The following is a 22,502-nucleotide window of genomic DNA, read 5'->3' on the forward strand; positions in this document are numbered from 1 at the left end:
GCTACCTCGCCGGCCTCCACCTCCGTGCCTCAATGATCTGGATCAACGACCTGCTGAAGGCAACTGGCTGATCACAACGTCACACAGGCCCTAGTGGAGGACACGCTCAGAGTGTGCCCTACACCCTCGGTCAAGCTAGCTTGATCTTTAACGACCGGCGTCGAATGGTGCGTCGAACTTGATCACTCGCTCCGGTAACTGCCGTACGCGAAAGCGGCCTTCGTCTGAACATGTGCTCCGACCAAGGAACACACACGTTCAGCACGAAGGCCGTGAGGATGAGTCTGCTGCATTGCGATGTCCGGCAGGAGGCGTTGGCGGAACTGTCACGCTTCCGGGGCGAGTGCTACCCCTGTCTCACCGCCCGTTCGGACGCGCTGTTCGAGCTGGCCGATGCCGTGTTGTGCGGTGACGGTCCGGTGAGGTCGCGCGGGTCCGCCTCGCCCTGGGGCGGACCACCTACTCCTCGCAGCAGGGACCATCGCCGCGGGTGCGGGGAGCAGGCCAGCCACCGGTTGGCGAGCTCGTGGCTGTGGGGACCATCCCCGCGTGTGCGGGGAGCAGGCTCATGTCAGCACCTGCACGCATCGTCAGGAGACCATCCCGTGGGTGGGGGGAGAGAAGTACTGCAGCGGGCTCTCGTCGGCGGCGACGAAGGGACCATCCCCGCGGAAGCGGAAGACCCGCCCCCTCGCGAAGCTGCGCAAGGAGCGGAACGCGAAGCTGCGCAAGGAGCGGAAGGAGAGCGCGATCCGCACCTCCGGTGTGGTCGCCGACGTCATCAACTCCCTCCTCGAGTACGCCCGCGCCGCAGCGGCGGCGACCCGGGCCCGGGTCGCCGCCGTGGCCGACATCGCCCTGGCGGCCGTGGACGTCGCCGCGACAGTGTTCGTGATGAACGGCGGCGGCCGGTTCCACCGGCGACACCTGCTCGCCGAAGCCCGCCGTCACCTCGCTCTCGTTCTTCGCGGCCGTCGCCGCGAGCCGGGCCTGGACGAGCGAATCGTGGACGCCGCGCTCGCCACCTACTGCCTCGACATCAGCGAGCCCAAGACGCTGCGCGGCCTGAGCCGGCCTACCGCCTCTACACCGCCCGCTGGTCGCTGGCCGACCTCGAACCATGACGGCGCTGCGGGCCTTGCGGGAGTCACGCACGGACGTGGAAGCCCTCGATCTCACGGCCGAGCGGCTGCGCCGCCTCCAGGACGCGTTCACCAAGGGGGCCTACGACTCCCGTGCCCGCGCGGACCGCTACGCCGACCGGGACGATGCCGACGCAACGCACCCGGTGCGCGAGGATGACCAGTAGGCGCACCGCCCGCAGCAGCCCGGACTGCACCGCGGCCGGGAGACCGGCCACTGAGGGCACCGGCTCTGGCAGCTCCCAGGTCACGACCTATGCCTCCCGCTGCCCCGGCCCGCCGTACAGGACGTCCGGCACGGCGGGCCGGGCCAGCGGGGACCAGGCCAGGGCGGCGCCGTCGCCCGGCGGGAAGAGAGACCCGGCGCGAGCACATCGTTCTGTACTCCGCGACAGCGTGCTCGCCCAATGACAGCGCCGACGATCGACCTACCAACCGACAGTAACCCGCGAGTAGCGGGTCGAAGGCTGGCATGCGAGGGTGGCGAAAGGGGGTTTTTCCGCCTTTCTCCCGGAGTGAAGGAAATTCGCCATGGCCACGGTTGCAGAGCTTCAGCCTGACCCGAGTCGGGAGGTGCGCGTTGTCAGCTACCGCGAGAGCAGCAACGGCGTGTACTACGACGGGATCGTACGCGCGGTCACGTGCGCGAACGCCGACCAGAACCTGTACGCCGTCACGCTGTACAGCCCGACGTACAACCGTGAGTCCACGTACTACGTCTACGGCACAGACAAGGTGACCGAGCCCACCCGGACGGCGGGGCCCGCGAACACTGAGCGGTCGTACGCCGATCGCCAGCGGGCATTCGACCGGCAAAACGCCGGGTTGCCCCCGGAGGAGTAATACTCCCTGCCTGGTCGCCGCCCGGGGCTGCGACCGCGTCGGCGGACGCCTCACCGTCCCTGCTGGGCGTCTCCGCGGGCACCCTCTACGGCAGTGGACGCGTCCCGGGCATCGGCGTGGCCCCACAGCGCTCGGTTACCAACCGGCCCACTCCACCGCCGCCTTGGCCACGCTCGCTACCGGCCTCCGTCAGGCTGCGGACAAGGGGGGCCTGTGCACGCTGCTCCTCGATTCCCCGCCCACCGAAGGGTGGCCCGAGCGAAGGAGCCACCGCGATGACCAGGAGCCCTCGGAGCGGAAGCAGGCCCGCACCGCCTCACACCTCGGGGCGCTCTCCGATCTGCGCAGGCACGGCCTGGTGGAGAAGGGCGGGAAGACCTCGGGCGGGGACACCCTGCTCAACCTGACACCCATGGGCCTGGAGGCCGCCTCCTACGAGCTGGGACGCCCGGTGGAGGAGATGCGCGGCCCGGCCCGTGGCGCGGGCCGCAGCGGCGCCTCCCACCCGATGGCCGTCAACGACGCCCTGTTCGCACTGCTGCGCCCGAAGCCGGACCTCACCCAGCTCGTTGGCGAGCCGGCCGATGTCCTCGCGGCCGCACAGGCCGCCGTCGAACGCCCCGGCCGGGCTGGGCACCATCCCTCCTACGCGACGGAGGTGGCGCTGCCCGCGACGGGCACGTGGTCCAACCCCGGCAAGCGCGGCGCCCAGGCGGACATCATGCTCACCTCACCGGAGGACGGCGTGCCGCTGCTGTTCGTGGAGATCGACAACTGCTACGAGTCCGCGCAGGAACTCGCCGGGTAGATCGACAAGTACACGCGGTTCTGCCAACGGAAGGTGAAGGACGCCGACGGCCGGGAGCGGCCGATATGGCGCACCCGCTGGTGGGTGCCCGACGGGCCGCCAGGCGATCAGCCGCACCCGCCGCTGCTGCTCGTCTTCAACCGCGTCGGGCAGGACACCGCTTCCGTGGGAAGCGTCGCGCTGGTCGATTTCGACCATGCGGGCTTCCCGAACGAGGTGGCCGTCACCGTCCGGTTGAGCGAACTGAGCGGTGGCGCCGTGTACATCAACCCAGTCGTGGGGAATGCGCAGCAGATGCACCTGGCCGCCGACTGAACGAGGCGCGTTCACCCGGAGCCGGCCTCCTGCCACCTGCGCATCAACACTGACGGCATCGGTGCGCCATCCGTTGGCGGGGGGCGGCCAGTCAGTCGTGCGCTTTGCCGCCAACCCCGGGCACAGCCGTAGCGCCAGGAGCACTCGGCACCCGCCGGGCCGCGACGAGGCGAGAAGAAGAGGCTCCGGGAGCGACGCCATCTGCTCGGCGGGGGAGTGGTCCTGACAGCTGCCGCGGCCTCCTTGCCCCGCCGACCGCTGCGCGGGCCGCCGCACACCGAGACATCCGGCTATTCGGCGCCGAGGTCGCCGCTGCCCGCCGCTCTTCGCCGCCGGTGGACCGGCCGCGTCGCTGCTTTGCGTGGACCTTCCGGCTCCTCGCCCGCCACCCCGAGGTCGAGACGAGGCTGGAAGAAGAACTCGACGGTGCGCTGGGCGGCCGTCCTGTGACCTTCGACGACCTGCCCACCCTGCCGTACGCGGGGGTGCCACCTTGGGTGTTCCCCGGCTGATCCAACGCTGTGCAACGAGGGTAAATGCTGGAGGTGCCCGGCGGCCCGCATCGCTGATGGATGCATGGTGGCCGTGGCGTTGTCCGTGGCAGCGATCGGAAGGGTCGGACGGTATGGCGCGTACGCGTGCGGATGCGAGCACCAGGCATCCTCGACATGAGCGCAGGGGGGAGGCACGGCTGCCGGCAGTGGTTGCGACGCTTGCCGCTATTGCTCTGTACCTGGTTCTGCCGCAAAGGTTGCTGGTGGCTCCGCGTTACGTGCTGCCCGCCCTGGAGTGTCTGCTGCTCATTCCACTCATCGCCATCAACCCGAAACGTTTGACCCGGCAGACGAAGGCCTTCCGGGTGCTCTCGCTGACGCTCGTAGCCGTCATTGCGATCAGCAATCTCCTGGCGCTGACCATCTTGATCCATGAGCTGGTGTACGCCGGGGTGAAGGACGGCCGGTCACTGCTGGTGGCCGCGTTGCAGGTCTGGCTCACCAACATCATCGTTTTCGGTTTGGCCTACTGGGAGCTGGATCGGGGCGGCCCGGTCAGCCGCACCCAAGCGCCCCGCTCTGCTTTGCCCCTGGCGGACTTCCGTTTCTCACAGGACGAGAACGACGACGCCGTCCAAGAAGTCGCCGACGGCGCCAGCGGCAAGTCGGACTGGGTCCCCACCTTGATGGACTACCTGTATGTGTCCGTCACCAACTCCACGGCCTTCAGTCCGACCGACACGATGCCGCTTTCGACCCGTGCCAAAGTCATGATGAGCATTCAGAGCATCTCCGCCCTCTTGACCTCGCTTCTCGTGATTGCACGAGCCGTTAGCATCCTGCACTGACCGCCGTTCACGCGGCGCAAGGGAGAGATCCCGCTGCGGCGGTCCGGATCGTTCGCCTTCCTGAGCACCGCCGCCGTGGGTGCCAAACGTCCCGTAGACGTGGCCCACCTGGTCGGGGCTCGGCTGTGGCGAACGGTTAGTAACACGTCTGCCGCAAACGACCGGTCCGCCGCTTACGGCGTATCAGTGAGCCAGCAGGACCGCGGCGGCCAGCATGACGAGCACGGAGGCGCCGGCGCCACAGAATGCGGGGCTTACTTGTGTTCGACTCGTCCTACCGCGTCGGGTCCAGCCGTCAGTGCCTCGCACGCGGCCTGCCACGCGGGGGCGCCGGGGTGGAGCTGGGTGTGGAGGTAGGCCGCGGTGAGCCGGGCGAGGGCGGCGACTCGCGCGGGGTTCTCGTCGGTGGTTTCGGCGGCGTCGTATCCGGCGATCCCGCCGAGTCCGTGCTCCGCGTCGAACAGGGTGAGCAGGGTCTTGGGTCCGGGGGCGAGGGTGTAGGGGTCGGCGTGCCAGGCCGGTCCCATGTCCGTGAAATGCCGGGAGTCGTCCTTGTCGCCGGCGACAACCAGCGCGGGTGCGGTCATGGTGGCGAAGTCGACGGCGCCGATGATCGGCCACTGTTCGGTCATGGGCCCGTTGAACGCGTCGCCCCCTCTACCAGGCGCGGCGAGGAGCACGCCGGCCTTGATCCGGGGCTCGACGAGGTGCACCACGTTCCCGGTGCCGGGGTCGTTTAGCCCGGCGCCCAGCAGGAGGGCGGCGGTGAAGCCGCCGAGCGAGTGTCCGGCGATGGCGACCTTGGTGGGGTCGATCCGCCCCGCGAGCTGCGGCACGGTGCGCTCGATCACATCGAGCCGGTCGAGGACGTGGGTCATGTCCTCGGCGCGGGAGCGCCAGAAGTCGGGTGCGCCGGGGGCGTCGGCGACCAGGTGGCTCAGTGTCCTGGAGGTGAGGTGGGTGGGCTGGATGACGGCGAATCCGTGAGCGGCCCAGAAGTTGGCGAGCGGCGCGTAACCGTTGAGCGAGGAGAGGTTGTTCGAGGCGCCGTGGCCGTGGGAGAGGAGAATGACGGGGAGGTGGGTTCCGGTCGCGGGTACGGAGACGCGCACCTGGAGGTCGACGGGACGTCCGGGCACGGACAGGACCACGGGACTGAAGGACAGTACCGGGACTGGCGTGCCCAAGGCGTCGGCGCTGGTGGCAGTGGGTGTACTCACGATGTGGATTCCCTTTCGGTGGCACCTGCCGTCCGCTGGTCTCCGCGACCGGCGACGGACAAGGCGGTCAGGAGCGACCCGCTTCGGCTAACCTGAAGCGGAGCGTCGCTCCACTTAGTATCCGGAGCGTTGCTCCGTTTTGTCAATCGGTGTGGAAGGAGTGCGTGATGGCTACCGACAGCCCTGCAGGGGAGTCGCCGTCCCGAGGCAAGCGGGCCGACGCCCAGCGCAACCGGCAGACGGTGCTCACTGCCGCCGCCGAGGTGTTCGTCACCTCCGGCGTCGACGCACCGATCCGCCAGATCGCGGCCAGGGCGGGCGTCGGGATGGCCACGATCTACCGCCACTTCCCGACCCGGGCGGATCTCGTCACAGCCGTCTACCGCCACCAGATCGAGGCATGCGTGCAGGCCGGCCCGAACCTGCTGGCCAGTGCCGACTCGCCGCTCGACGCACTGCGCCAGTGGATTGACCTCTTCGTCGACTTCCTCGTCACCAAGCACGGACTCGCCGACGCCCTGCAATCCGACAACGACCGCTTCGGCGCGCTGCACGCCTACTTCCTCGACCGCCTGCTGCCCGTCTGCGACCAACTGCTCGACGCTGCGGTCGAGGCCGGCGACATCAGGCCCGGTACGCAGCCGTACGAGCTGATGCGCGGCATCGGAAACCTCTGCATCGGACGCGACAACGACCCCCGCTACGACCCCCGACGCCTGATCGCTCTCCTCCTCCAGGGACTGCAGCGACCTCACGCGCCCTGATGCCGACGAGCGGCATCGCGACCTGGTCCCTCCGCGCCTCGAGGCGATCTGAGCGGCCGCCCCTCAACAGCAGGAGATGCCGGCAGGCAACAGCGCCCCTGAGCTGGTGCGGACGACCTGGCCGCGTGCCTCGGCGTCTCGCCCCGCACCCTGGCCCGACGCTTCGCCGACCAGCTTGGCACGAGTCCGGGAGCATGGTTGCTCGGTCGCGGACGAGCTGCACATCGTCTACCGCGGCGGGTGGCCGCGGCACGCACCCCGCGGGAGGAGACGGACTTGCCGGTCGAGGCGATCGCGGCCCGTGTCGGCCTCACCTCTGCGGTCAACCTGCGCGCCGCTTCCGCGCCCAGACAGGCACGACCCCGGGCCCCTACCGGCGAGCGTTCCGGGTCCCATGATCCGCCGGACAGGCCCTGGCCAGCGGCCTGGCGCTGCTCGAGGACGCCGGGGCCGTGCGTGGTGCGTCGTAACAGGGGCACGTCCGGCGAGGAGGATGGTCATTCACCCCGGGTGCTCACCGCCCTGGTGACCGCAGGTCGCGTGCCGCCAGGGCCCAGCTGAGCTCCACCGCGGTGTCCGGGGCGTCCAGGCTGGTGCCGGTCAGCTCCTCGAAGCGGCGCAGCCGGTAGCGGACGGTGTTGACGTGGACATGCGCGCTCCGTGCGACCTCGCCGACATGCCGTCCCCCCTCCAGGTATCCCCGCACCGACTCCTCGATGAGTGCGCCGAAGTCCCCCTCCGCCTCCAGCGGGCGCAGATAGCGGTCGAGCAGCAACTCCGCGAGCTCCGGTTCGGCGACGACCGCCACGCGCCAGGACAGGTCGCTCAGGTCGTACACACCGCGCAGAGCGTACGCACGGGCGGCTTCCAGCAGCCGGCCCGCGGCACGGAAGGAACGGTGCACCGCGGCCAGTTCCGTCGCCGGACCGAGCCCCGCTGTCGCTTGCAGGTCTCCGATCCCCGGCTTCGCCTCGACGACTCCGGCGACAGCCTCGTCCAGCACGGCGAGCAGCACGCCGCGCCCGTGCATACGGCAGTGCGCGACCAGGAGCCGTTCCAGCCCGTCCGGACCGACGGTGCCGTGCGGCACAGCCCTGATGGCGCGGTACTGCCGCGACGGCTCCAGTCCGTAGATCGCCGCACCGCTGTGGATGTCCACTGCACTCAGCGTCCCGTAGAGCAGTCCGCGCAGGAAGTCGGCGCGGCGGCGGGCGTCGAACAGGGCGGCGGCGACCTCCGCCTGCCGGTGGACGGTTCCGATCTGCAGGCTCGCGACGTCCGCCAGCTCCCACAGATCCTTGGTGCGGTCGACAATGAGGCCGGGGTCCAGCCCCTGCTCGGTCGCCTCGGCAATGAACAGGTCCCGTATCGCGCTCAGCGCCCGGCGGAAGGCGCGCAGGCCGTCGCCGAGCGGGACCCCCCGGGAGACCCGGTCTCGGGCCACATCCGCTTCCTCGAAGTCCTCCGGCGTGGGTACCGCCCCCTCTCGCAACACCGCGAGCGCCCGCTGGAAGTGCCGATGCCAGATCTGGTCGAGGAGTTCGCGCGGGACGGCGCGGTAGGACGGGATGCGGCCCGTCAGATCCGCGTACAACCGCTTGCCCACTTCCTGCTGCTTCGCGGTCATCGCGGCGATGACGCGTTCGAGGGCCGCCGCGCCCGGCTGTCCGGGCATGGACCTCACCTCCGCACCTTCCGGCACCACCGTTGTGCAACTGAACAATATGCCGTGCTTCGGCCTTGGCCGGGGGGCTGTCGACATCCGCACGCTCCCGGAAGCACAGTGGCTCCCGGCGGGGCGGCGCTCGCAGCGGCGCGCACAGCACTCACCGAGGCGCCGATCGACCCGTGCACTCCCCGCCGATCGTGCAACCGACCTTCCTGGACGAACGCGGAGACTGCCATGACCGACGAGCACCACCCACCCCACCGCGCCGCGGCGGACAGCGGCCCGCGCCTCGCCCCACTACCCGAGGACGGCTGGGACCCGTCCACCCGTGAGTTGCTCGCCCCGATCGCCCGGGACGCCGGCGGCCAGGTCGCCAACATCTTCACCACGTTGGTGCGGCACCCGGACCTCTTCCGGCGGTTCCTGCCGTTCGGCAGCTATCTGCTGCGAGGTGGCCGGCTGCCGGACCGGACCCGGGAACTGCTGATCCTGCGCACCGCGTACAACACCCGGGCCGGTTACGAATGGGGGCGGCATGTGCCGCTGGCCAGGGCCGCCGGGATCACCGACGAGGAGATCCGGCGGGTCGGCGCGGGACCGGACGCCGAGGGGTGGACGTCGGTCGACGCCGGTCTGCTGCGTGCCGCCGACGAACTGCACCGGGACGCACGCCTGTCTGCGCCCACCTGGTCCGCGCTCGCTGCCGACCACGACGAGGCCCAGCTGATCGAAATCACCATGCTCGTCGGCCAGTACCACATGGTGGCGTTCTTCCTGAACTCCGCCGGTACCCGGCTCGACCCCGGCTACGACACGGAGACCCTGCCCGCACCTGCCGACGTCGCCGAGGCAGGAGCACCCGGTGATGCCTGAGCCCCGGCGCCCCGCGACCGACCCGGCCGGTGACCTGACCGGCCGGAGAGTACTGGTCATCGGCGCGGGCACCCGTCCGAGCGACGACCCGCAGGCCCCCGTGGGCAACGGACGGGCGGTGGCGGTGCTCGCCGCGCGTGCGGGAGCCTCCGTGGCCTGCGCCGACGTCTCCCCCTCCGCCGCAGCGGCCACCGCTGCCCTGGTCCGCGAGGAGGGCGCCCGTGGCGTCACCGTAGTCGGTGACGCCACGGATCCCGGCGAGTCCTCCGCCATGATCGCCGAGGCCCACCGCGAACTCGGAGCGCTCGACGCGGTCGTGGTCAACGTCGGCATCGGTCTGGGCACGGGCCTGGCGGACACCTCACCGCAGGAGTGGGACCGCGTACTCTCGCTCAACCTGAGCGCCCCCTTCCTCGCGGCCAAGTACGGGCTGGCAGCGATCGCCGACGGGGGCTCGATCGTCTTCGTCGGTTCGGTGGCCGGGCTGCGCGCGGCGACCAACTCGCCCGCCTACGACAGTTCCAAGGCGGGCCTGTTCGGCCTCACCCGCCATGTCGCCAAGGAGGGCGGGGCGCGCCGGATCCGCGCCAACCTGGTCGTCCCCGGTCTGATCGACACGCCGATGGGCCGCGAGGCCTCGGCCCGGCGGACGTCGCGCACCGCCTCGTTCGCCCGCATACCGCTCGGCCGCCAGGGCACCGCCTGGGAGGTGGCGGAGGCCGTCACCTTCCTGCTCTCCGACCGCGCCTCCTACATCACCGGGCAGAGCCTGGTGGTGGACGGAGGGATGAGCGCCGTGTGAGCACGTGCGCGCCGCTGCGCACCGCTGTCGGCACGTACCGGCCACCCCGGTTCGGCCTCGGGCTCACAGCGGCCGGCCCCGCCTCTCCCTCCTTACGGACGAGAGGCGGGGCCGGCCGCTGTGGGCCGGGCCGTGGGAAACAGCGCCACAGCTCCCCGCAAGGCCACGGCGCACGGCTACGAGGCGAGCTTCTCGGCGACCGACATCCCGCCCAGATCCCGGCGCCTCGCCTGCGCGGAAGGTGAATGCCGCCGCAAGACTCACAACGCAATCTCTCCGCGTCCCGTCACGCTCGTCGATTCCGCGGTGCGTTCCTCCATCCAGGATCACCTGGGCGTCAGTCCCGTGGCCGCAGCTGCCCGGGCAGAGACGCACCAGGCCGCGGAGCCGGCCAGGCGCGAAGCTGACGACTTGTGGGCCGCGATCAGCCACGCCGACCAGCGGGGCCCTCTGCGCTTGGCCTGGCCGCGGCATCCTGGCTCTTCGCGGCCAACCCCGGACGGTTCCGTCCGAGTGCGCAGCGCGCTCTCACTCTTCGACGTCGACCATGACCCAGTCGCTGATCTCCTTCCACTGACGGATTGCCCGCTGGTGGAAGGGGTGGACGAGATAGCGGTCGACCGCCTCCATGTCGTCCAGGAGCCCTTCGACCAGGAAGTCGTAGGCGATCTCCCGGGTGGCCACATTGCGGCCGTAACGCCACTCGCGCAGTTCCGGCACTTCGCCGCCTACCTGGGCGGCCGTGCGTTCCGCTGCCCTGGCCCGGGGGTCGGCCCAGTCCATCCCGGGCCTGAACTTGAACAGGACGACGTGCCGTATCACGACGCGGCTCCTCCGGTTCGTGCGGCGGTGGGATGTAACGTGCCGGCACCCCGGCACAGTTTGAGGACGCTCAGCGCGATCTGTGTCCCGCACTCACCGAGGCCGTCGCGGTAGCGGGCGAGGATCTGCATCTCTCGGGTGAACACCGTGCGCGGACCGCCGGAGTCGGTGCGGATTTTCTGAATGCCCGAGGACACCCGGGCGCGCTGGGTGAGCAGCTCGATGATGTGCGTGTCGATCGCGTCGATCGCGTCGCGCTCCCGTCGGATGCGGGAGGTGTTGTCGACCGTCTCGGTCATGACGGGGCTCCTTTCGGGTCACTTGCTTGGTGACTGGTGCGGAGGCCGGAAGCCGGCCAGTCGCCGGGCCGCCTCCCGGAGCCGTTCCTCCGGGGCGAGCAGGCTCACACGGACGTATCCCTCGCCGTGCTCGCCGAACCAGCGGCCGGGGGCCACCGCCACGTGCGCGCGGGACAGCAGCTCGTCGGCGAACGCGACGGATCCCTCGCCGCCGGGTGGTACCGGCAGCCAGGCGAAGATCGAGCGGGGTGTGTCGACGGACCATCCGGAGTCCCGGAGTCCGTCCAGGAAGACGTCCCGGCGTCGTTCGTACGTCTTCACCAGGTGCCGGACGCTGTCCTGCGGTCCGGTCAGGGCCGCGACCGCCGCCCGCTGGATGAACGGGGGGAGCGAGACGTAGTAGTGCTCCTGGAGGAGATTGATCGCGGCGATGACGTCACGGTGCCCGACCACGGCACCGATCCGCCATCCGGCCATGTTGAAGGTCTTCGACAGGGAGATGAACTCGACGCCCACGTCCTTGGCGCCGTCCGTCTCCAGGAAGGAGACGGGGGTCTGCCCGTCGAGGTGAGGCCTCATCCGAGGCCAGGAATCCGATCACGGCGGCGACCTCGTGTGCCTCGCCGGGCCGGTTCGTGGGGATCGTCCGCATCATCCGCTCCTCCGCTTCCGCCCGCGGGATCCCGGCGGTCCGGCTCAGGTGGTGCAGGGCCCGGTCGTACCGCCGGGTCCGGACGGTGCCGGGGTGGACGCAGTTCACGGTCACGTCGTGCGGGGCGTACCGGCTCGCCAGGTATTTACTGGCATTGGCGACGGCCGCGTTGACCAGACCGGAGAGGAACAGGCCGGGGGTGGGTTCCTTCCCGGCGTTGCCGACGATATTGACGATCCGTCCGAATCCGTTTCTGACCATGACGGGCGCAACGGTTTTGACGGTTGCGAGGTACGGCACCAGTTTCTGTTGCATCGCGGCACTCACGTCGTCGGTTCGTATGTCGTCGAAGGATCCCGGTGACGGACCTGGCGCATTGTTGACGAGCACGTCGATCCTGCCGAACCGGCGGTCGACCTCACCGGCCAGTTCCTCACAGAAGGGCGGCTCGGTGACGTCACCCGGAATCACCTGGGCGGTCTTTTCGGCGCCCGACTCCTCGACGACCTCCTCCAGGACGCTGCGACTGCGGGCGCACAGAACCGTCACACATCCTTTCGCGTTCAGGTGCAACGCGGTGGCCCGCCCGATCCCGTGGCTTGCCCCCAGAACGACCGCCACCCGTGTCACTGGGTTTCCCGCTCGGTCTCCTGCTCGTTTTTCCGCTTGGTCTTCTGCCCGGGCACCCGATGGTAGCGAGGCGGGATGAAAATGTTGACGGAGCGCGCCACGTCGGCGTGGGGATTCACGGCGCCGTGTCCCTCCTGGCCGGCGCAGAAGTACGTGCCGCCGAAACGCAGCTCGTGGCTGGATTCCTCGACCGTCATGTCGTAGCGCCCTTCCAGGCAACTCCCTATCTGCTCGTGGGAGTGCCGGTGATAGGGCATCTCGCCGCCGGCCGGGATGTCGGCGATCATGAACTCGATCCAGTCGGCGACGAAGAACGTGACGTCCATCCCGACGAACTTGCGCGATCCGAACGCTTCGAGGAAGTAGCCGCTCGGCGCAGGATAGGACTCTCCCGGCTTGTTGCGCCGGAGCTCCAGTAAGACGGCTTCGGACTCGGTGGGGTTCACGGCCGAGAACACGACGTCCGGGGGGCCACGCAGACGTGGCGCTCGGGTTCCATCAGCCGGGTCACCTCCCCGACCGTAGCGGATATCCGGCCCTGTACGACCATCCCGACCTGCGCCTGTCCACTGGGGCGGTCCGGCACCCGGGCTCCGGGGGGGTATGACGGAGATCCTCACCTCCGTGTCGTCACGCCAGTAGGACTCCACCCGCACCCCGTTGTCGTGGAGGGCTGCGTCGGCGGCCGGGAAGTAGCGTCGTTCCTGCACGTGGGTGGTCATGTCAGTCATTCCTCCACGCGAAGACGGTCCATGTCATGGGAATCCGCGAAAACCTGCGGACGAACTTCAGGTGGTGCTGCTTGGCCGCCTCCTCGTTCGTGATGGCGACGTTGTACCGGCCGTCGGCCACATCACAGGCGGCGCCTGGCTCGTGGAGTCCACGGTGGCCATGTGCAGGGGCCGGCCGAGGTGGTAGCGCAGCAGCGGAATGGGCGCGGGGTGCGCCACGACGGTTTCGTTGTCGAGCAGTTCCTCGCGGAAGACGAAGTCGTCGCGGATGGCCAGGCCGTATTCCGGGGTGCTCCCGCGGAAGACGATTGCCGGTTCCAGCCCTGGATGCATGTAGAAGGCGTTGATGCCCGGATAGGCGTGCGCGACCAGGACCAGGTCGAGCCGACCCTCGGTGAGCGCGTCCACGCATTGCTCGTATTGTGTCCTCCAGGACGATCCGTAAACGCGCACCGTCCGCGACACTGCGCGACATCATCTCGGCCACGTACTCACTGCTGGTCCCGGCCGGCCCCAGCGTCCCCAGCCGTAAGGAACGTTGCTCGTCGCCGGGAAGGCGCGCGATCAGCTCTTGCCTTTCGACATCCGGAATCCGGAATATTTCCATACTCACACTCCACCTTCGGGCGACGGGAAGTCGCAGCCCACATCTCCGGAGCCCGACCAGACGGCCTCACGGTAGCCATCCGGTTCCTGCAACCGTCAAAGACCGATGCTTCTTTCGGGCCGCTCCCCCTCGTGCCGTCGCGCACATCACCCAACGCGACAGGCGCCCGCACCACTTCGCTGACCTGGCGCACCCCGGGGGCACAACGGCGACGCAGAGTTAATTTGTATGCCGCTGAATCACGCGGGTACTCACCGCCGTCGGCGGCGTTGCGTGCCCACGCCGTTTTCACCCCTCACACAGGCCGTCGCGCGACATGCGGTTGGCCAAAGAGGGCACTTCGGAAGGCAATCGATTGCCGCGCCCCTGGAGGAGATACGACAACCCGAACCCGGACCCGGACTCGATGTGGTGCAGCAGCCGTTGACCACCGAACCGAACTGCGCTCCTGGGGGAGTCCGGCACCTGGCCGCCGACCGGATCGAGCGCGAGCGCCCGCAGGCGGGCGACGATCCGGCAAAGGCGCGACAGGCGACCGTGCTCGGCAGGCCCATCGAGCACAAACGTCGCGGTCCACCAAGTGCGGGCGCTCCAGGTCTCCCTGGCTGAATGGACGTTGCCGGCACATGGCCACCGTGACCGGTTCACGTGCCCCAGGGCCACCGTCTACGGCGGCTCCGTCGTGACGGAGGACAGGCCGGCTGCCGAGGAGGTGGGGGAGCGGCACGGAACGCCACGGCACAATCAAGGGGCGGTCGGTCAGCTCGTCGCGGATGGTTGAGGATGCGCAGCGAGGAACAGGAGGTGCGTGGGATGCGGTGGTGGACCGGATGGTGGGCGGTCGCCGGGATGGTCGTGCTGGCCGCCTGCAGCGCATCCACCGGTGGCGGATCGGCCGGAACCCCCTCCGGGAGCCGCTCGGCGGCGCTGTCGGCCGGTGCGCCGGAGAACACGTCCGCAGCCCCCTCCGCGACCGTGTCCGCGAGCCCGACCGGAGGCCGCCCGTCTGCTTCGGCCACCGCGCCGCCCGCGTCGGCACGTGGATGTGTCGCCGGGCTCACGCAGATCACCGTCCACCCCGGTGACACGGCGGAACGGCGGCTGTGCGCCCGTCCCGGGACGGTGGTGTCCCTGGTCCTGCGGCCCCGTGAGGACGACCGGCGCTGGACGGCTGTGTACAGCTCAGCGCCGGTTTTCGTCCTGCCGTCCGGCTGGCAGACGGACTCGGACGGCACCGCCCGCGTCGCTCTGCGGTGCGCTGCCGGCCGGGCCGGCGTGTCCCTCATCACTGTGCGGGCGAAGGAACCGGACGTGGCGGGCGCGGCGCGCGTCGCCTTCACGCTTCACCTGAGTGTCGTCCCGTACGCGAAGGAGGGGTGACCCCGAGAGCCGAAGTCACCCCTGTCTCATGCGCGGCTGCGGTTCAGTCGCAGTCGCGCACCTTGATCGTGTGGATGCCGCGGCCATGGGTGGCTGCGTACAGCGTGGTGCCGTCCGGGCTGAGCTTGAGCTGGAGGACGGCGACGGCCGGCAGGTCGCCGACGCGCCGCCACTTCGTCTGGCCCGGGACGCGGTAGACGACCCCGAGGTCGGTGGCGACGGCGAGGCCGCCGTTCGCCGTGACGACCGCGGAGTTGGTCGGAACATCGGGGAGGTTCGCCGAGATGTCCTTCCAGGTGGTGCCGCCGTTCTGTGACTCGAAGACGTGGCCGACGCCGGCGCCGGGCCCCTCGGTCCAGTGCCGGGAGAAGCCGTTGACCGCGAGATAGACGTGGTCGGCGTTCTTGGGATCGATGGCGAACCCGCTGAGGTAGCGGTTGGGCACCGCACCGTCCGTGCCGGTGGCCGGGAGGGTGATGTCGTGCCAGCCGGTGCCGTCCGCGTTTCCGACGGAGATACCGCGGGCGAAGCCCTGGTTGTTGCAAGGGCCGCACCAGGCCGCGTAAACCTTGTCGCCGGAGGCCGCGACGGCGGTCGCGGTGCGGCCGGCGCCGAGGTCGTAGACGCTCTTCCACTCGTCGCCGCTGCGGATGGCGTAGCCGTGGGTCTGCACCCAGATGTGGCGGCCGCCGGCGATCCACGTCGAGGCGTTCTTCGCGTCGGCGGCGAGGGGGGCGATGAAGCGCGCCTCGCCGGTGGCGTTGTCGGCCGGGGCCACGTTGTACGACGTCACCTTGCCCGGATCCGTGACCCAACCACCGTTGTTGACCGCGCAGTTCTGCGTCACCTGGATCGCGAGGTAGACGTACTCCTCGGCGATGTTGCAGCCGTTGGCCGGGTCGGTGAGCGTGTCCCCACCGTCTCCGCCGAAGTTGGAGCCCATCACCTCGTCGTTGCTGCGCAGGATGGACTGGCCGTTGTCCTGCAGGCCACCGGTGACGGAGACGCCGCCGTGGTCCAGGTCCCTGCCGACGCCCACCGAGTAGTACTGCAGGGTGTCGATGGTGCCGTCGTTGAGCGAGATCCAGTCGGTGGCGTGGCCGGAGGCGTCCTGGGCGCCGTTGACCGGGCGCTTGTAGACACCGCCGTCGTTGCCTACATAGACGAAGCTCTTGCCGTGGTAGCGGCCGATCGCGACGCCGTGCTGGTCGGAGTGGGTGGTCTGGTCGCAGTCGCCGGTCTGCTTGGCCGGGTCGATGCTCCAGCAGGAGAAGCCGAAGTTCCAGTACGGGCCCACCGTCGACCAGTTGCCGCCACCGTCCTTGGTCTCGTAGACCTCTTCCACGCCCGCGTACACATGCTGCGGGTCACTCGGGTCCACGGCCAGGAACTGGTTGTACCAAGCCTGGACGCCCGGCATGTACCCGGGGTCGGTCAGCGCCGAGCCGTCGGCTGCGAGGCCCCTGTAGTCGGCGATCTTCGTCCAGGGGCCGGTGGGGGAGCCGGACTTGGAGACGTAGATGCCTTCCAGACCGCTGTCCGGGTTCGTGTTCAGCTGCTCCGGTGACTGGTCGATGGCGTAGTAGCGCGATCCGTCGGCGGAGCGGGCGAAGGTGACGTTGCCGACGTCGTCCGGGTCGGCGGGCAGGTCGCCCAGACCAGCGGTGATCCGCGTCCAGGCGCCGTCGGCTTTGGTGTAGAAGCCGTTGTAGTCGTCACCGCTGCGCCAGCCGACCGCGAGCACCACCTTGGACGGGTCCCTGGGGTCGATCGCGATGTCGTTGGTGATGTTCTTGTACGCGGCGCTCTCGTCGTCCGCCTTCGACCCGCCCGGCAGATACTCGGGGTTGGGTGCGTACTCCAGTTTCCAGGCACCCTTGAGCTTCTTCGTGGAGTGGCTCCACACGCCCTCGCTGGTCGCCGCCCACACCTTGCCGCCGCCGAAGCGCAGCTGGTGAATGGTGGTGGACTCCAGCTCGTCGCCGCCGACCCGGCTGCGCGCGGAGAACGTGCCGTGGTGCGGATCCGACAGGACGTAGACGCCGCTGCCGAGATAGGCGTCCGCGTTGGTGGTGGCCTCGCCGGTACCCAGCCACAGCCGCCCGCCGCCGTCCAGCGCGAGCGCGCCGGTGGACTGCGAGGGAAGCCGATCACTGATGGGCTGCCAGTGCCCGCCGCCGGAACGCGAGCGCCACACTCCGCCGCCCGCGCTGCCCGCGTACACATACCCGTCGCCGTCGGCGGCCATCGCGGCCATGCGGCCGGTGACGTTGCCCGAGCCGCCGCTGGAGTTGGAGTCGTAGTCGCGGTACCGCGGGTCGTCGGAGTTGTACGGCAGGTCGGTGATGTGGCGCCAACTGCCGCCGGTGCGCGGCAGCTTGGTCAGATCGTGCCAGGCGGAGCCGTACGCGCCCGGCGCGACGACGCCTGGTGAGGTGCGGGCCTCGGCGTACTGGTCCGCGCCCTCGGCGATCTCGTCGGCCTCGTTGCCGTCGTCGTCCTCCGCCGTCACCCTGGGGCTCGTTGCCCCCACCGACTGCGCGCGGTCTGCGCCGAGTTGGGCAAGCGTTCGCGCCCCGAAGGGGTTGTTGTGCTTGCCGGGCGCGGCGCTGGCGGGTATCGCGACGAGCGCGGCGGATGCAGTGATGGCCCAGATCGTGAGCCATCGTCTCTTACGGGTTGGTGCTGACACCAGGTCCTCCCAAACGGGCAGTGATTCAGCCGTCGCAGGAGACCCGATCACGAGGGGCAAGGTGCGTCCGCGGCTTGGCCAAGACTTTGTCCAGAACCTGTCACTACGGCGCCGGGGCTGGTGAACGAGGGCGACGCCGCCGGAGATCAGCAACGGACGCGGCCGTCGGTCGACCACCTCCTGGGACCCGCGCCATCTGGCTGATCGCGACCTTGATGGCGCAACTCCCGGCCAGGAAACGGGAGTTCCCGCAGAGCGGGTGACGAGCACTGAACAAGCGCTACCAGCCGGGCAAGTTCGGGTGGTCTGCCCTACCGGCATGTGGGTGCTGAGCTGCAACAGCACGACAGCGGCGAACAGTTGGGTGGTGGACCGTTCCAAGTCATCACGTTCCGGCGGCTCTCCATCCGTCGGCCGGTAGTGAGAGGATCGCCACCCGCCCACATCGGGGCGTTGGTGCGGTTCGAACAGGGAGGCGTGCAGAGTGGGGCTGGGTACAGTGGTCGTCACCGGGGCGGCAGGGAACATCGGCTCGGTCGTGCGCCGGGCGTTGCGCAGCGAGGTGGGCCGCCTGGTTCTGCTCGACCGTGTTCCCCTCCGGGCCGAGGCCGCGAACGAAGTGGTGCACACCGTCGATCTTCGGGATGCTCCCGCCGTCGAGGCTGCGTTCGCGGGCGCGGACGCCGTACTCCATCTGGGCGGTCTGCCGGACGAGGCACCGCTTGAGCATCTTCTGGACGCCAACGTGCTGGGCACCCACCATGTCCTGGAAGCCGCCCGCCGCGCGGGGATCGAGCGGGTCGTGCTGGCCAGCAGCAACCGCGTGACCGGTTTCTATCCCGCGGCCCACCGTACCGGGCCCCAGGAGCCGGTGCGCCCCGACGGCCTGTACGGGGTGAGCAAGGCAGTTGTCGAGGCACTGGGGCGGCTGTATGCGGACAAGTTCGGTATTTCCGTGATCTGCTTGCGTATCGGCAGCTTCGAGGAGGCGCCCACCGAGTCCCGACACCTGGCGACCTGGCTCAGTCCGCGCGATGCCGTCGGCTTCTGCCGCGCCGCGCTCACTGCCCCGCTCTCCACCCGCTTTGCCACGGTGTACGCCGTTTCTGCCAACACCCGCCGCTTCTGGGAACTTCCCGCGGAGTCCGAACTGGCCTACACGCCCCTCGACAACGCTGAAACACATGCGTCGCGCATCACCGACGCCGACGTCCCCACGGATCCCGAAGCTCCGCAGGCCGGCCCATATGCCCTGCCGGAATTCACCCTGAAACACATCCGGCCGTGACCCGCCTTCGGGCCAGTGGATGATCGGCTCTGTCTGCAGGGCATCCTGCATGTCCTGCACCAGGACATCGCCCGGCAACTCCTCCCGCTGAAGCTGGGTTGCGGGTCCGGGCAGACCTGCTGGTGGCGCCCGGACCGGTGGCAGCGGGCCGGAGTCTTCGAGCGGTTGCACCGGATCCTGCTCGCCGAGCTGCGATGCGGCTGGCGAGCTCGACTGGACCCGCGCGTGCGTGGACGGCTCCACGTGCACGCGAAAAAAAAGGGGGAGCCGCGACCGGTCCGTCGCCGGTCGACCGGCGGAAGACGGGCAGCAAGCACCACCTGATCTGCGACGGCAAGGACACCCCGCCGCACATCATCACGACCGCCGCCTACATCAACGACATCACCCAGACCCTCGACCTCGTCGACGGCATCCCGCCCGTCGCCGGACGACCCGGCCAGCCCGGACAGCGGCCGGAGTGCCTCCTACGTCGTCGCGCAGACCTTCGCCCTCCTCCACCAGTTCGAAGCCCTCGCGATCCGCTGGGGTCGACGTATAGAACTCCACGACCTCTTCCTCTCGTTGGCTTGCAGCCTCATCTGCTGGAGACGCCTCAAGAGGACCGGATCGTGATCGCGTTGCGAGTCATCGGAAAGGATTTGAGCGAGGCGGCGCCCCGCTGCTACTTTCATGGTGGACCGTGAAGTCGTCGTATGGAGGTGAGCCCCGTGAACACAGTTACCCGTGGGTGCTCCCTCAACCCGTCACGGTCCGGCGGCTGACGTTCGGTGTCGCCAGGAGCGCCTGAGATCGAGGCACTCCTGGAGGGAGACTCCGATGAACACGAAGCCTTTCACATCTGGCCTGAGCGAGAACGCGGTGATGATCACGCGCGTCGCGGACAGGCAATGGCATGCACTGGATGACGACCTGGTGGTCGGCCGCGGGCATGCGGAGCACCGGCCCGACGGACGCTTGTTCGTCAGCATCGATGCCTGGCACGACGCCGCCTTCGACCGGCTCGCCGAGGCGATGCTGGTGGAACTGCCGGCGCCGCTGTACACGGTGGTCGACGAAGCCGACGTCGAGCTGACGGCCGGCTGGCGGCGGGCCGGATTCACGATCCGGCGCCGCGAGTGGGAGTACGTCGTGCCGACCGACCCGCGGGTCACAGGGCTCGAAGCAGTCGTGCCGCCTTCGGGCGTGACGATCGTGCCCGCCGGTCAGGCGGACGAGAGTCTGCTGCGGGCGGTGGACCGCGCGATCCGTGACGAAGTCGAGGCGACCGTCGGGTGGCAGTCGATGCCCGCGGAGGTAATTCCCCGTCCCGCAGGCGACACCATCGTCGACCCGTCGAAGTACGCGGTGGCCGCGGCGCCGGACCACTACCTGGGGCTGATCCGGGTGGTGACGGTGAACCGGCCGCGCATCGGGCTGGTCGCGGTCCGGGCCGGCGAGCAGCGCCGCGGCATCGCGCGGGCGTTGCTGGCCCACGCCCTGGGGACGCTGCACCGCTCCGGGCTCGCCGCGGCCTGGACCGAAGTCCACGAGTCCAACCAAGCAGCCTCGGCGCTGTTCGAGGGCATCGGCGCCCGGCCGATGAGCAGCAACCTGGAGCTGGTGCGATGACGAAGAACAAGAACGTCATCGAAGTCGAGGGCAAGGTCGTCGAGTGCCTGCGCAGCGCCATGTTCACCGTTGAGCTCGAGAACGGCCACCAGGTGCTCGCGCACATCAGCGGGAAGATCCGCAAGAACTACATCAAGATCATGCTGGAGGACCGGGTGCTGGTGGAGCTCCCGCCGTACGACCTGACGCGTGGCCGGATCGTGTTCCGGTACCGGAACTAGCGGCGGTCGCCGCCTTCCGCGGTAGCTGATCCTGGGGCTCCGGTCACGGCGTTTCCGTGACCGGGCCCCGACGATGGCTCGCACGGCCGCGGCGGCCACCGCTCCGGCGGCGGCCAGCACGTCTGGCCCGAGCCGAACCCCAGCTCCGGGGGCGGCAGTTGCCAGGCGATGTCGTTGTGCAGCACGTACAGGATGCGCCCGGATCACTATGAGCTCGTAACACGGTCTTGTTGAACGGCCCTGTTCGGCCATGTCCCGTGTGACGATTCGACCGTGGCTTGCGGTGTTGTCGGCGGTGTCCGCCAGGGTGGAGGTACTGTTCTGCCGCGTCGGTCCGGCTGGGTCCGGCCGGCCGCGTCTTCCTGGGCGTGCCGTACGGCCTTCTTCACGGCCTGCACCGATCCCTGACGACGATGTCCTGGTCGGTTCATGCTCGGTGATCGTTGGTGTGGGTGAGTACTTGGATGCCGCGCCCTCGGTGTGGACGACCGCCGTGAGGGTTTGCGGGCTCGGCGGCTCGACCCCGCTCGCACGCGGCTGGAACCGTCCGCTACCTGTGTCCGTCTTGTGCGCTGACTGTGCACGGAACAAGGGGGCGTTGTGACGCGGAACGTGACGAAGGCCGGTCTGATGGTGGTCGCCGTGGTGACGGTGCTCGGGGCCTCGGCCTGCGGCGGGGAAGCCGGCGCGGCGGCCGGGGGGAGCGGCGGGAAGCTGCCTGCGCACGGGACGGCGGAGTCCGTGGCGCCTTCCAGGGACGCGGCGTCGTCCGGCTCGGTGCCGACGCCTTCCCCCACCGTGGGGAAGTTGTCCGGGATCCCGCGGACCGCGACGTCGCCGATCACCCGGCACGTGCCGTGGAACCTGGACATCCTGGACCAGCGGTCGCGGCCCCTGAACGGGCAGTTCACCACCGCCGCCACGGGCAAGGGAGTTCACGTCTACGTAATCGACACCGGGATGGACATCGCCCACAAGGAGTTCGGCGAACGCGCCCACCTCGGCGCCGACTTCGTGGGCCCCAAGGACTCCGGTGACTGCTTCAGCGAGGCAGGGACCGGCCACGGCACGTTCGTCGCGGGCATCATCGGCGGGGCGAGGTACGGGGTGGCGCCCGAAGCGGAGCTGGTACGGGTGCAGGGCATCCTGTGCGAGAGTGAGGGCGGCGGCTCCCCGGCGCTGGCCGAGGCGGCCCTGGTGAAGTCGGTCAAGTGGGTCACCGCGCACGCGCAGAAGCCTGCGGTGGTGAACATGTCGCTCAACCTTGACCACCGGTCGGTGGCTCTGGAGTCGGCCGTGAAGAAGATGGTCGACGCAGGAATCCCGACGGTGGTGTCGGCCGGCAACTTCCACGATGACGCCTGCAAGCACTCTCCGGCTGGCGTCCCCGGCACGATCGTCGTGGCGGCCTCCACCTCGAACGACCGCGCGTGGAGCGACAGCGGCTCCTATGGATCGGGCTACGGACGATGTGTGGACCTGTACGCTCCCGGCCAGAAGGTGACCGCCGCTCTCGCAGGCGGCGGTACGACCACGGAGAACGACGGCGCGACGTCCTGGGCCGCCCCGCATGCGACCGGCGTGATCGCGCTGTACTTGTCCGCACACCCCCACGCCACGGCCAACGAGGTCCATGTCTGGCTCGACCACACGGCCACCCGGGGTGCCGTGCGCGGTGTCCGCTCCGACACTCCCAACCGGCTGCTGAACACGGGTGGCCTCTGACCCGCCCCGGCCGCTCACCGTACGCCCTGGAAACTACCGTCATGGTCTGGGTGACCACACGGCTGA

The 22,502-nt window shown here is 69.5% G+C and carries 25 protein-coding genes and 3 pseudogenes; 17 read left to right on the top strand and 11 right to left on the bottom strand.

Translation table 11 applies throughout. From position 1 onward, the window contains the following. Positions 1 to 278: 278 nt before the first annotated feature. Positions 279 to 497: pseudogene (locus AC07C1_RS36040) on the top strand (hypothetical protein); the annotation flags it as partial. 93 nt (positions 498 to 590) lie between these two features. Here AC07C1_RS36040 and AC07C1_RS36045 read toward each other — a convergent pair. Then, a complete protein-coding gene (locus AC07C1_RS36045) occupies positions 591 to 782 on the bottom strand; it encodes a hypothetical protein (RefSeq protein ID WP_478946209.1) in 192 nt (63 codons plus the stop codon). Positions 783 to 1,120: 338 nt separating this feature from the next. Between AC07C1_RS36045 and AC07C1_RS36050 the strand changes: the two genes are divergently transcribed. The 6 genes from AC07C1_RS36050 (at position 1,121) to AC07C1_RS36075 (ending at position 4,450) form a co-directional block, all read left to right on the top strand. Beyond that, positions 1,121 to 1,309 carry a hypothetical protein gene (locus AC07C1_RS36050; RefSeq protein WP_478946087.1) on the top strand — a complete coding sequence of 63 codons (189 nt, stop codon included), beginning with the start codon at positions 1,121 to 1,123 and terminating at the stop codon, positions 1,307 to 1,309. A 364-nt stretch (positions 1,310 to 1,673) separates the two neighbouring features. Then, positions 1,674 to 1,985, top strand: coding sequence for a hypothetical protein (locus tag AC07C1_RS36055; RefSeq protein WP_478946089.1), 312 nt, complete (start codon positions 1,674 to 1,676; stop codon positions 1,983 to 1,985). A gap of 163 nt (positions 1,986 to 2,148) precedes the next feature. Next, the gene (locus tag AC07C1_RS36060; protein WP_478946091.1) at positions 2,149 to 2,793 is read left to right on the top strand and encodes a hypothetical protein; all 645 of its coding nucleotides are present in this window, start codon (positions 2,149 to 2,151) and stop codon (positions 2,791 to 2,793) included. A 33-nt stretch (positions 2,794 to 2,826) separates the two neighbouring features. After that, positions 2,827 to 3,108, top strand: a complete 282-nt coding sequence (locus tag AC07C1_RS36065) for a hypothetical protein (RefSeq protein ID WP_478946092.1) — start codon at positions 2,827 to 2,829, stop codon at positions 3,106 to 3,108. Positions 3,109 to 3,443: 335 nt separating this feature from the next. Further along, positions 3,444 to 3,620 carry a cytochrome P450 gene (locus AC07C1_RS36070; RefSeq protein ID WP_478946094.1) on the top strand — a complete coding sequence of 59 codons (177 nt, stop codon included), beginning with the start codon at positions 3,444 to 3,446 and terminating at the stop codon, positions 3,618 to 3,620. Between the two features lie 188 nt (positions 3,621 to 3,808). Beyond that, the gene (locus AC07C1_RS36075; RefSeq protein ID WP_478946095.1) at positions 3,809 to 4,450 is read left to right on the top strand and encodes a hypothetical protein; all 642 of its coding nucleotides are present in this window, start codon (positions 3,809 to 3,811) and stop codon (positions 4,448 to 4,450) included. Between the two features lie 254 nt (positions 4,451 to 4,704). On the opposite strand, the gene AC07C1_RS36080 is transcribed toward AC07C1_RS36075, so the two are convergent. Next, entirely contained in the window at positions 4,705 to 5,670 is a 966-nt protein-coding gene (locus AC07C1_RS36080) for an alpha/beta hydrolase family protein (RefSeq protein ID WP_478946097.1), read from the bottom strand. A gap of 167 nt (positions 5,671 to 5,837) precedes the next feature. Between AC07C1_RS36080 and AC07C1_RS36085 the strand changes: the two genes are divergently transcribed. Both AC07C1_RS36085 and AC07C1_RS36090 read left to right on the top strand, forming a co-directional pair. Then, positions 5,838 to 6,434, top strand: a complete 597-nt coding sequence (locus AC07C1_RS36085; protein WP_478946099.1) for a TetR/AcrR family transcriptional regulator — start codon at positions 5,838 to 5,840, stop codon at positions 6,432 to 6,434. 111 nt (positions 6,435 to 6,545) lie between these two features. After that, positions 6,546 to 6,832 (top strand): annotated as a pseudogene (locus AC07C1_RS36090) (helix-turn-helix domain-containing protein); the annotation flags it as partial. Between the two features lie 116 nt (positions 6,833 to 6,948). Here AC07C1_RS36090 and AC07C1_RS36095 read toward each other — a convergent pair. Continuing rightward, positions 6,949 to 8,109, bottom strand: coding sequence for a PucR family transcriptional regulator (locus AC07C1_RS36095; RefSeq protein ID WP_478946101.1), 1,161 nt, complete (start codon positions 8,107 to 8,109; stop codon positions 6,949 to 6,951). A 228-nt stretch (positions 8,110 to 8,337) separates the two neighbouring features. Between AC07C1_RS36095 and AC07C1_RS36100 the strand changes: the two genes are divergently transcribed. Beyond that, a complete protein-coding gene (locus AC07C1_RS36100; protein WP_478946103.1) occupies positions 8,338 to 8,976 on the top strand; it encodes a carboxymuconolactone decarboxylase family protein in 639 nt (212 codons plus the stop codon). After that, entirely contained in the window at positions 8,969 to 9,778 is an 810-nt protein-coding gene (locus AC07C1_RS36105) for an SDR family NAD(P)-dependent oxidoreductase (RefSeq protein WP_478946104.1), read from the top strand. The genes AC07C1_RS36100 and AC07C1_RS36105 overlap by 8 nt, the downstream gene beginning before the upstream one ends. A 528-nt stretch (positions 9,779 to 10,306) precedes the next feature. On the opposite strand, the gene AC07C1_RS36110 is transcribed toward AC07C1_RS36105, so the two are convergent. From AC07C1_RS36110 to AC07C1_RS36140, 7 genes and pseudogenes are all read right to left on the bottom strand, one after another. After that, positions 10,307 to 10,600 (bottom strand): Dabb family protein, encoded by a 294-nt coding sequence (locus AC07C1_RS36110; RefSeq protein WP_478946105.1) that lies wholly within the window; start codon positions 10,598 to 10,600, stop codon positions 10,307 to 10,309. Beyond that, positions 10,597 to 10,899, bottom strand: a complete 303-nt coding sequence (locus AC07C1_RS36115) for a chorismate mutase (protein ID WP_478946107.1) — start codon at positions 10,897 to 10,899, stop codon at positions 10,597 to 10,599. The genes AC07C1_RS36110 and AC07C1_RS36115 overlap by 4 nt, the downstream gene beginning before the upstream one ends. Positions 10,900 to 10,917: 18 nt before the next feature. Then, positions 10,918 to 11,478, bottom strand: coding sequence for an aminotransferase class I/II-fold pyridoxal phosphate-dependent enzyme (locus tag AC07C1_RS36120; protein ID WP_478946109.1), 561 nt, complete (start codon positions 11,476 to 11,478; stop codon positions 10,918 to 10,920). A 49-nt stretch (positions 11,479 to 11,527) separates the two neighbouring features. Next, positions 11,528 to 12,181: pseudogene (locus tag AC07C1_RS36125) on the bottom strand (SDR family NAD(P)-dependent oxidoreductase); the annotation flags it as partial. Then, the gene (locus AC07C1_RS36130; RefSeq protein WP_478946111.1) at positions 12,178 to 12,627 is read right to left on the bottom strand and encodes a cupin domain-containing protein; all 450 of its coding nucleotides are present in this window, start codon (positions 12,625 to 12,627) and stop codon (positions 12,178 to 12,180) included. The gene AC07C1_RS36130 and the pseudogene AC07C1_RS36125, both read right to left, overlap by 4 nt. Positions 12,628 to 12,969: 342 nt before the next feature. Further along, entirely contained in the window at positions 12,970 to 13,320 is a 351-nt protein-coding gene (locus AC07C1_RS36135; protein ID WP_478946113.1) for a hypothetical protein, read from the bottom strand. 487 nt (positions 13,321 to 13,807) lie between these two features. Then, a complete protein-coding gene (locus AC07C1_RS36140) occupies positions 13,808 to 14,080 on the bottom strand; it encodes a hypothetical protein (RefSeq protein WP_478946115.1) in 273 nt (90 codons plus the stop codon). 222 nt (positions 14,081 to 14,302) lie between these two features. Here AC07C1_RS36140 and AC07C1_RS36145 point away from each other — a divergent pair, with 222 nt between their 5' ends. Then, positions 14,303 to 14,899 (top strand): hypothetical protein, encoded by a 597-nt coding sequence (locus AC07C1_RS36145; protein ID WP_478946116.1) that lies wholly within the window; start codon positions 14,303 to 14,305, stop codon positions 14,897 to 14,899. A gap of 43 nt (positions 14,900 to 14,942) precedes the next feature. Here AC07C1_RS36145 and AC07C1_RS36150 read toward each other — a convergent pair whose 3' ends face one another. Then, positions 14,943 to 17,591, bottom strand: coding sequence for a beta propeller repeat protein (locus AC07C1_RS36150; RefSeq protein WP_478946118.1), 2,649 nt, complete (start codon positions 17,589 to 17,591; stop codon positions 14,943 to 14,945). Positions 17,592 to 18,075: 484 nt separating this feature from the next. Here AC07C1_RS36150 and AC07C1_RS36155 point away from each other — a divergent pair, with 484 nt between their 5' ends. From AC07C1_RS36155 to AC07C1_RS36175, 5 genes are all read left to right on the top strand, one after another. Then, positions 18,076 to 18,879: an NAD-dependent epimerase/dehydratase family protein gene (locus AC07C1_RS36155; protein ID WP_478946120.1), complete on the top strand. Its 804-nt coding sequence runs from the start codon at positions 18,076 to 18,078 to the stop codon at positions 18,877 to 18,879. Between the two features lie 15 nt (positions 18,880 to 18,894). After that, positions 18,895 to 19,203, top strand: a complete 309-nt coding sequence (locus tag AC07C1_RS36160; RefSeq protein ID WP_478946122.1) for a transposase — start codon at positions 18,895 to 18,897, stop codon at positions 19,201 to 19,203. A gap of 495 nt (positions 19,204 to 19,698) precedes the next feature. Next, positions 19,699 to 20,490, top strand: coding sequence for a GNAT family N-acetyltransferase (locus AC07C1_RS36165; RefSeq protein WP_478946124.1), 792 nt, complete (start codon positions 19,699 to 19,701; stop codon positions 20,488 to 20,490). Beyond that, positions 20,487 to 20,711, top strand: a complete 225-nt coding sequence (gene infA / locus AC07C1_RS36170; RefSeq protein WP_010981942.1) for a translation initiation factor IF-1 — start codon at positions 20,487 to 20,489, stop codon at positions 20,709 to 20,711. Before AC07C1_RS36165 ends, infA begins: the two co-directional genes overlap by 4 nt. A 600-nt stretch (positions 20,712 to 21,311) precedes the next feature. After that, positions 21,312 to 22,436 (top strand): S8 family peptidase, encoded by a 1,125-nt coding sequence (locus AC07C1_RS36175; RefSeq protein ID WP_478946127.1) that lies wholly within the window; start codon positions 21,312 to 21,314, stop codon positions 22,434 to 22,436. The last annotated feature ends 66 nt before the right edge of the window (positions 22,437 to 22,502 follow it).

Source organism: Streptomyces sp. NPDC045022 (genome assembly GCF_056432605.1).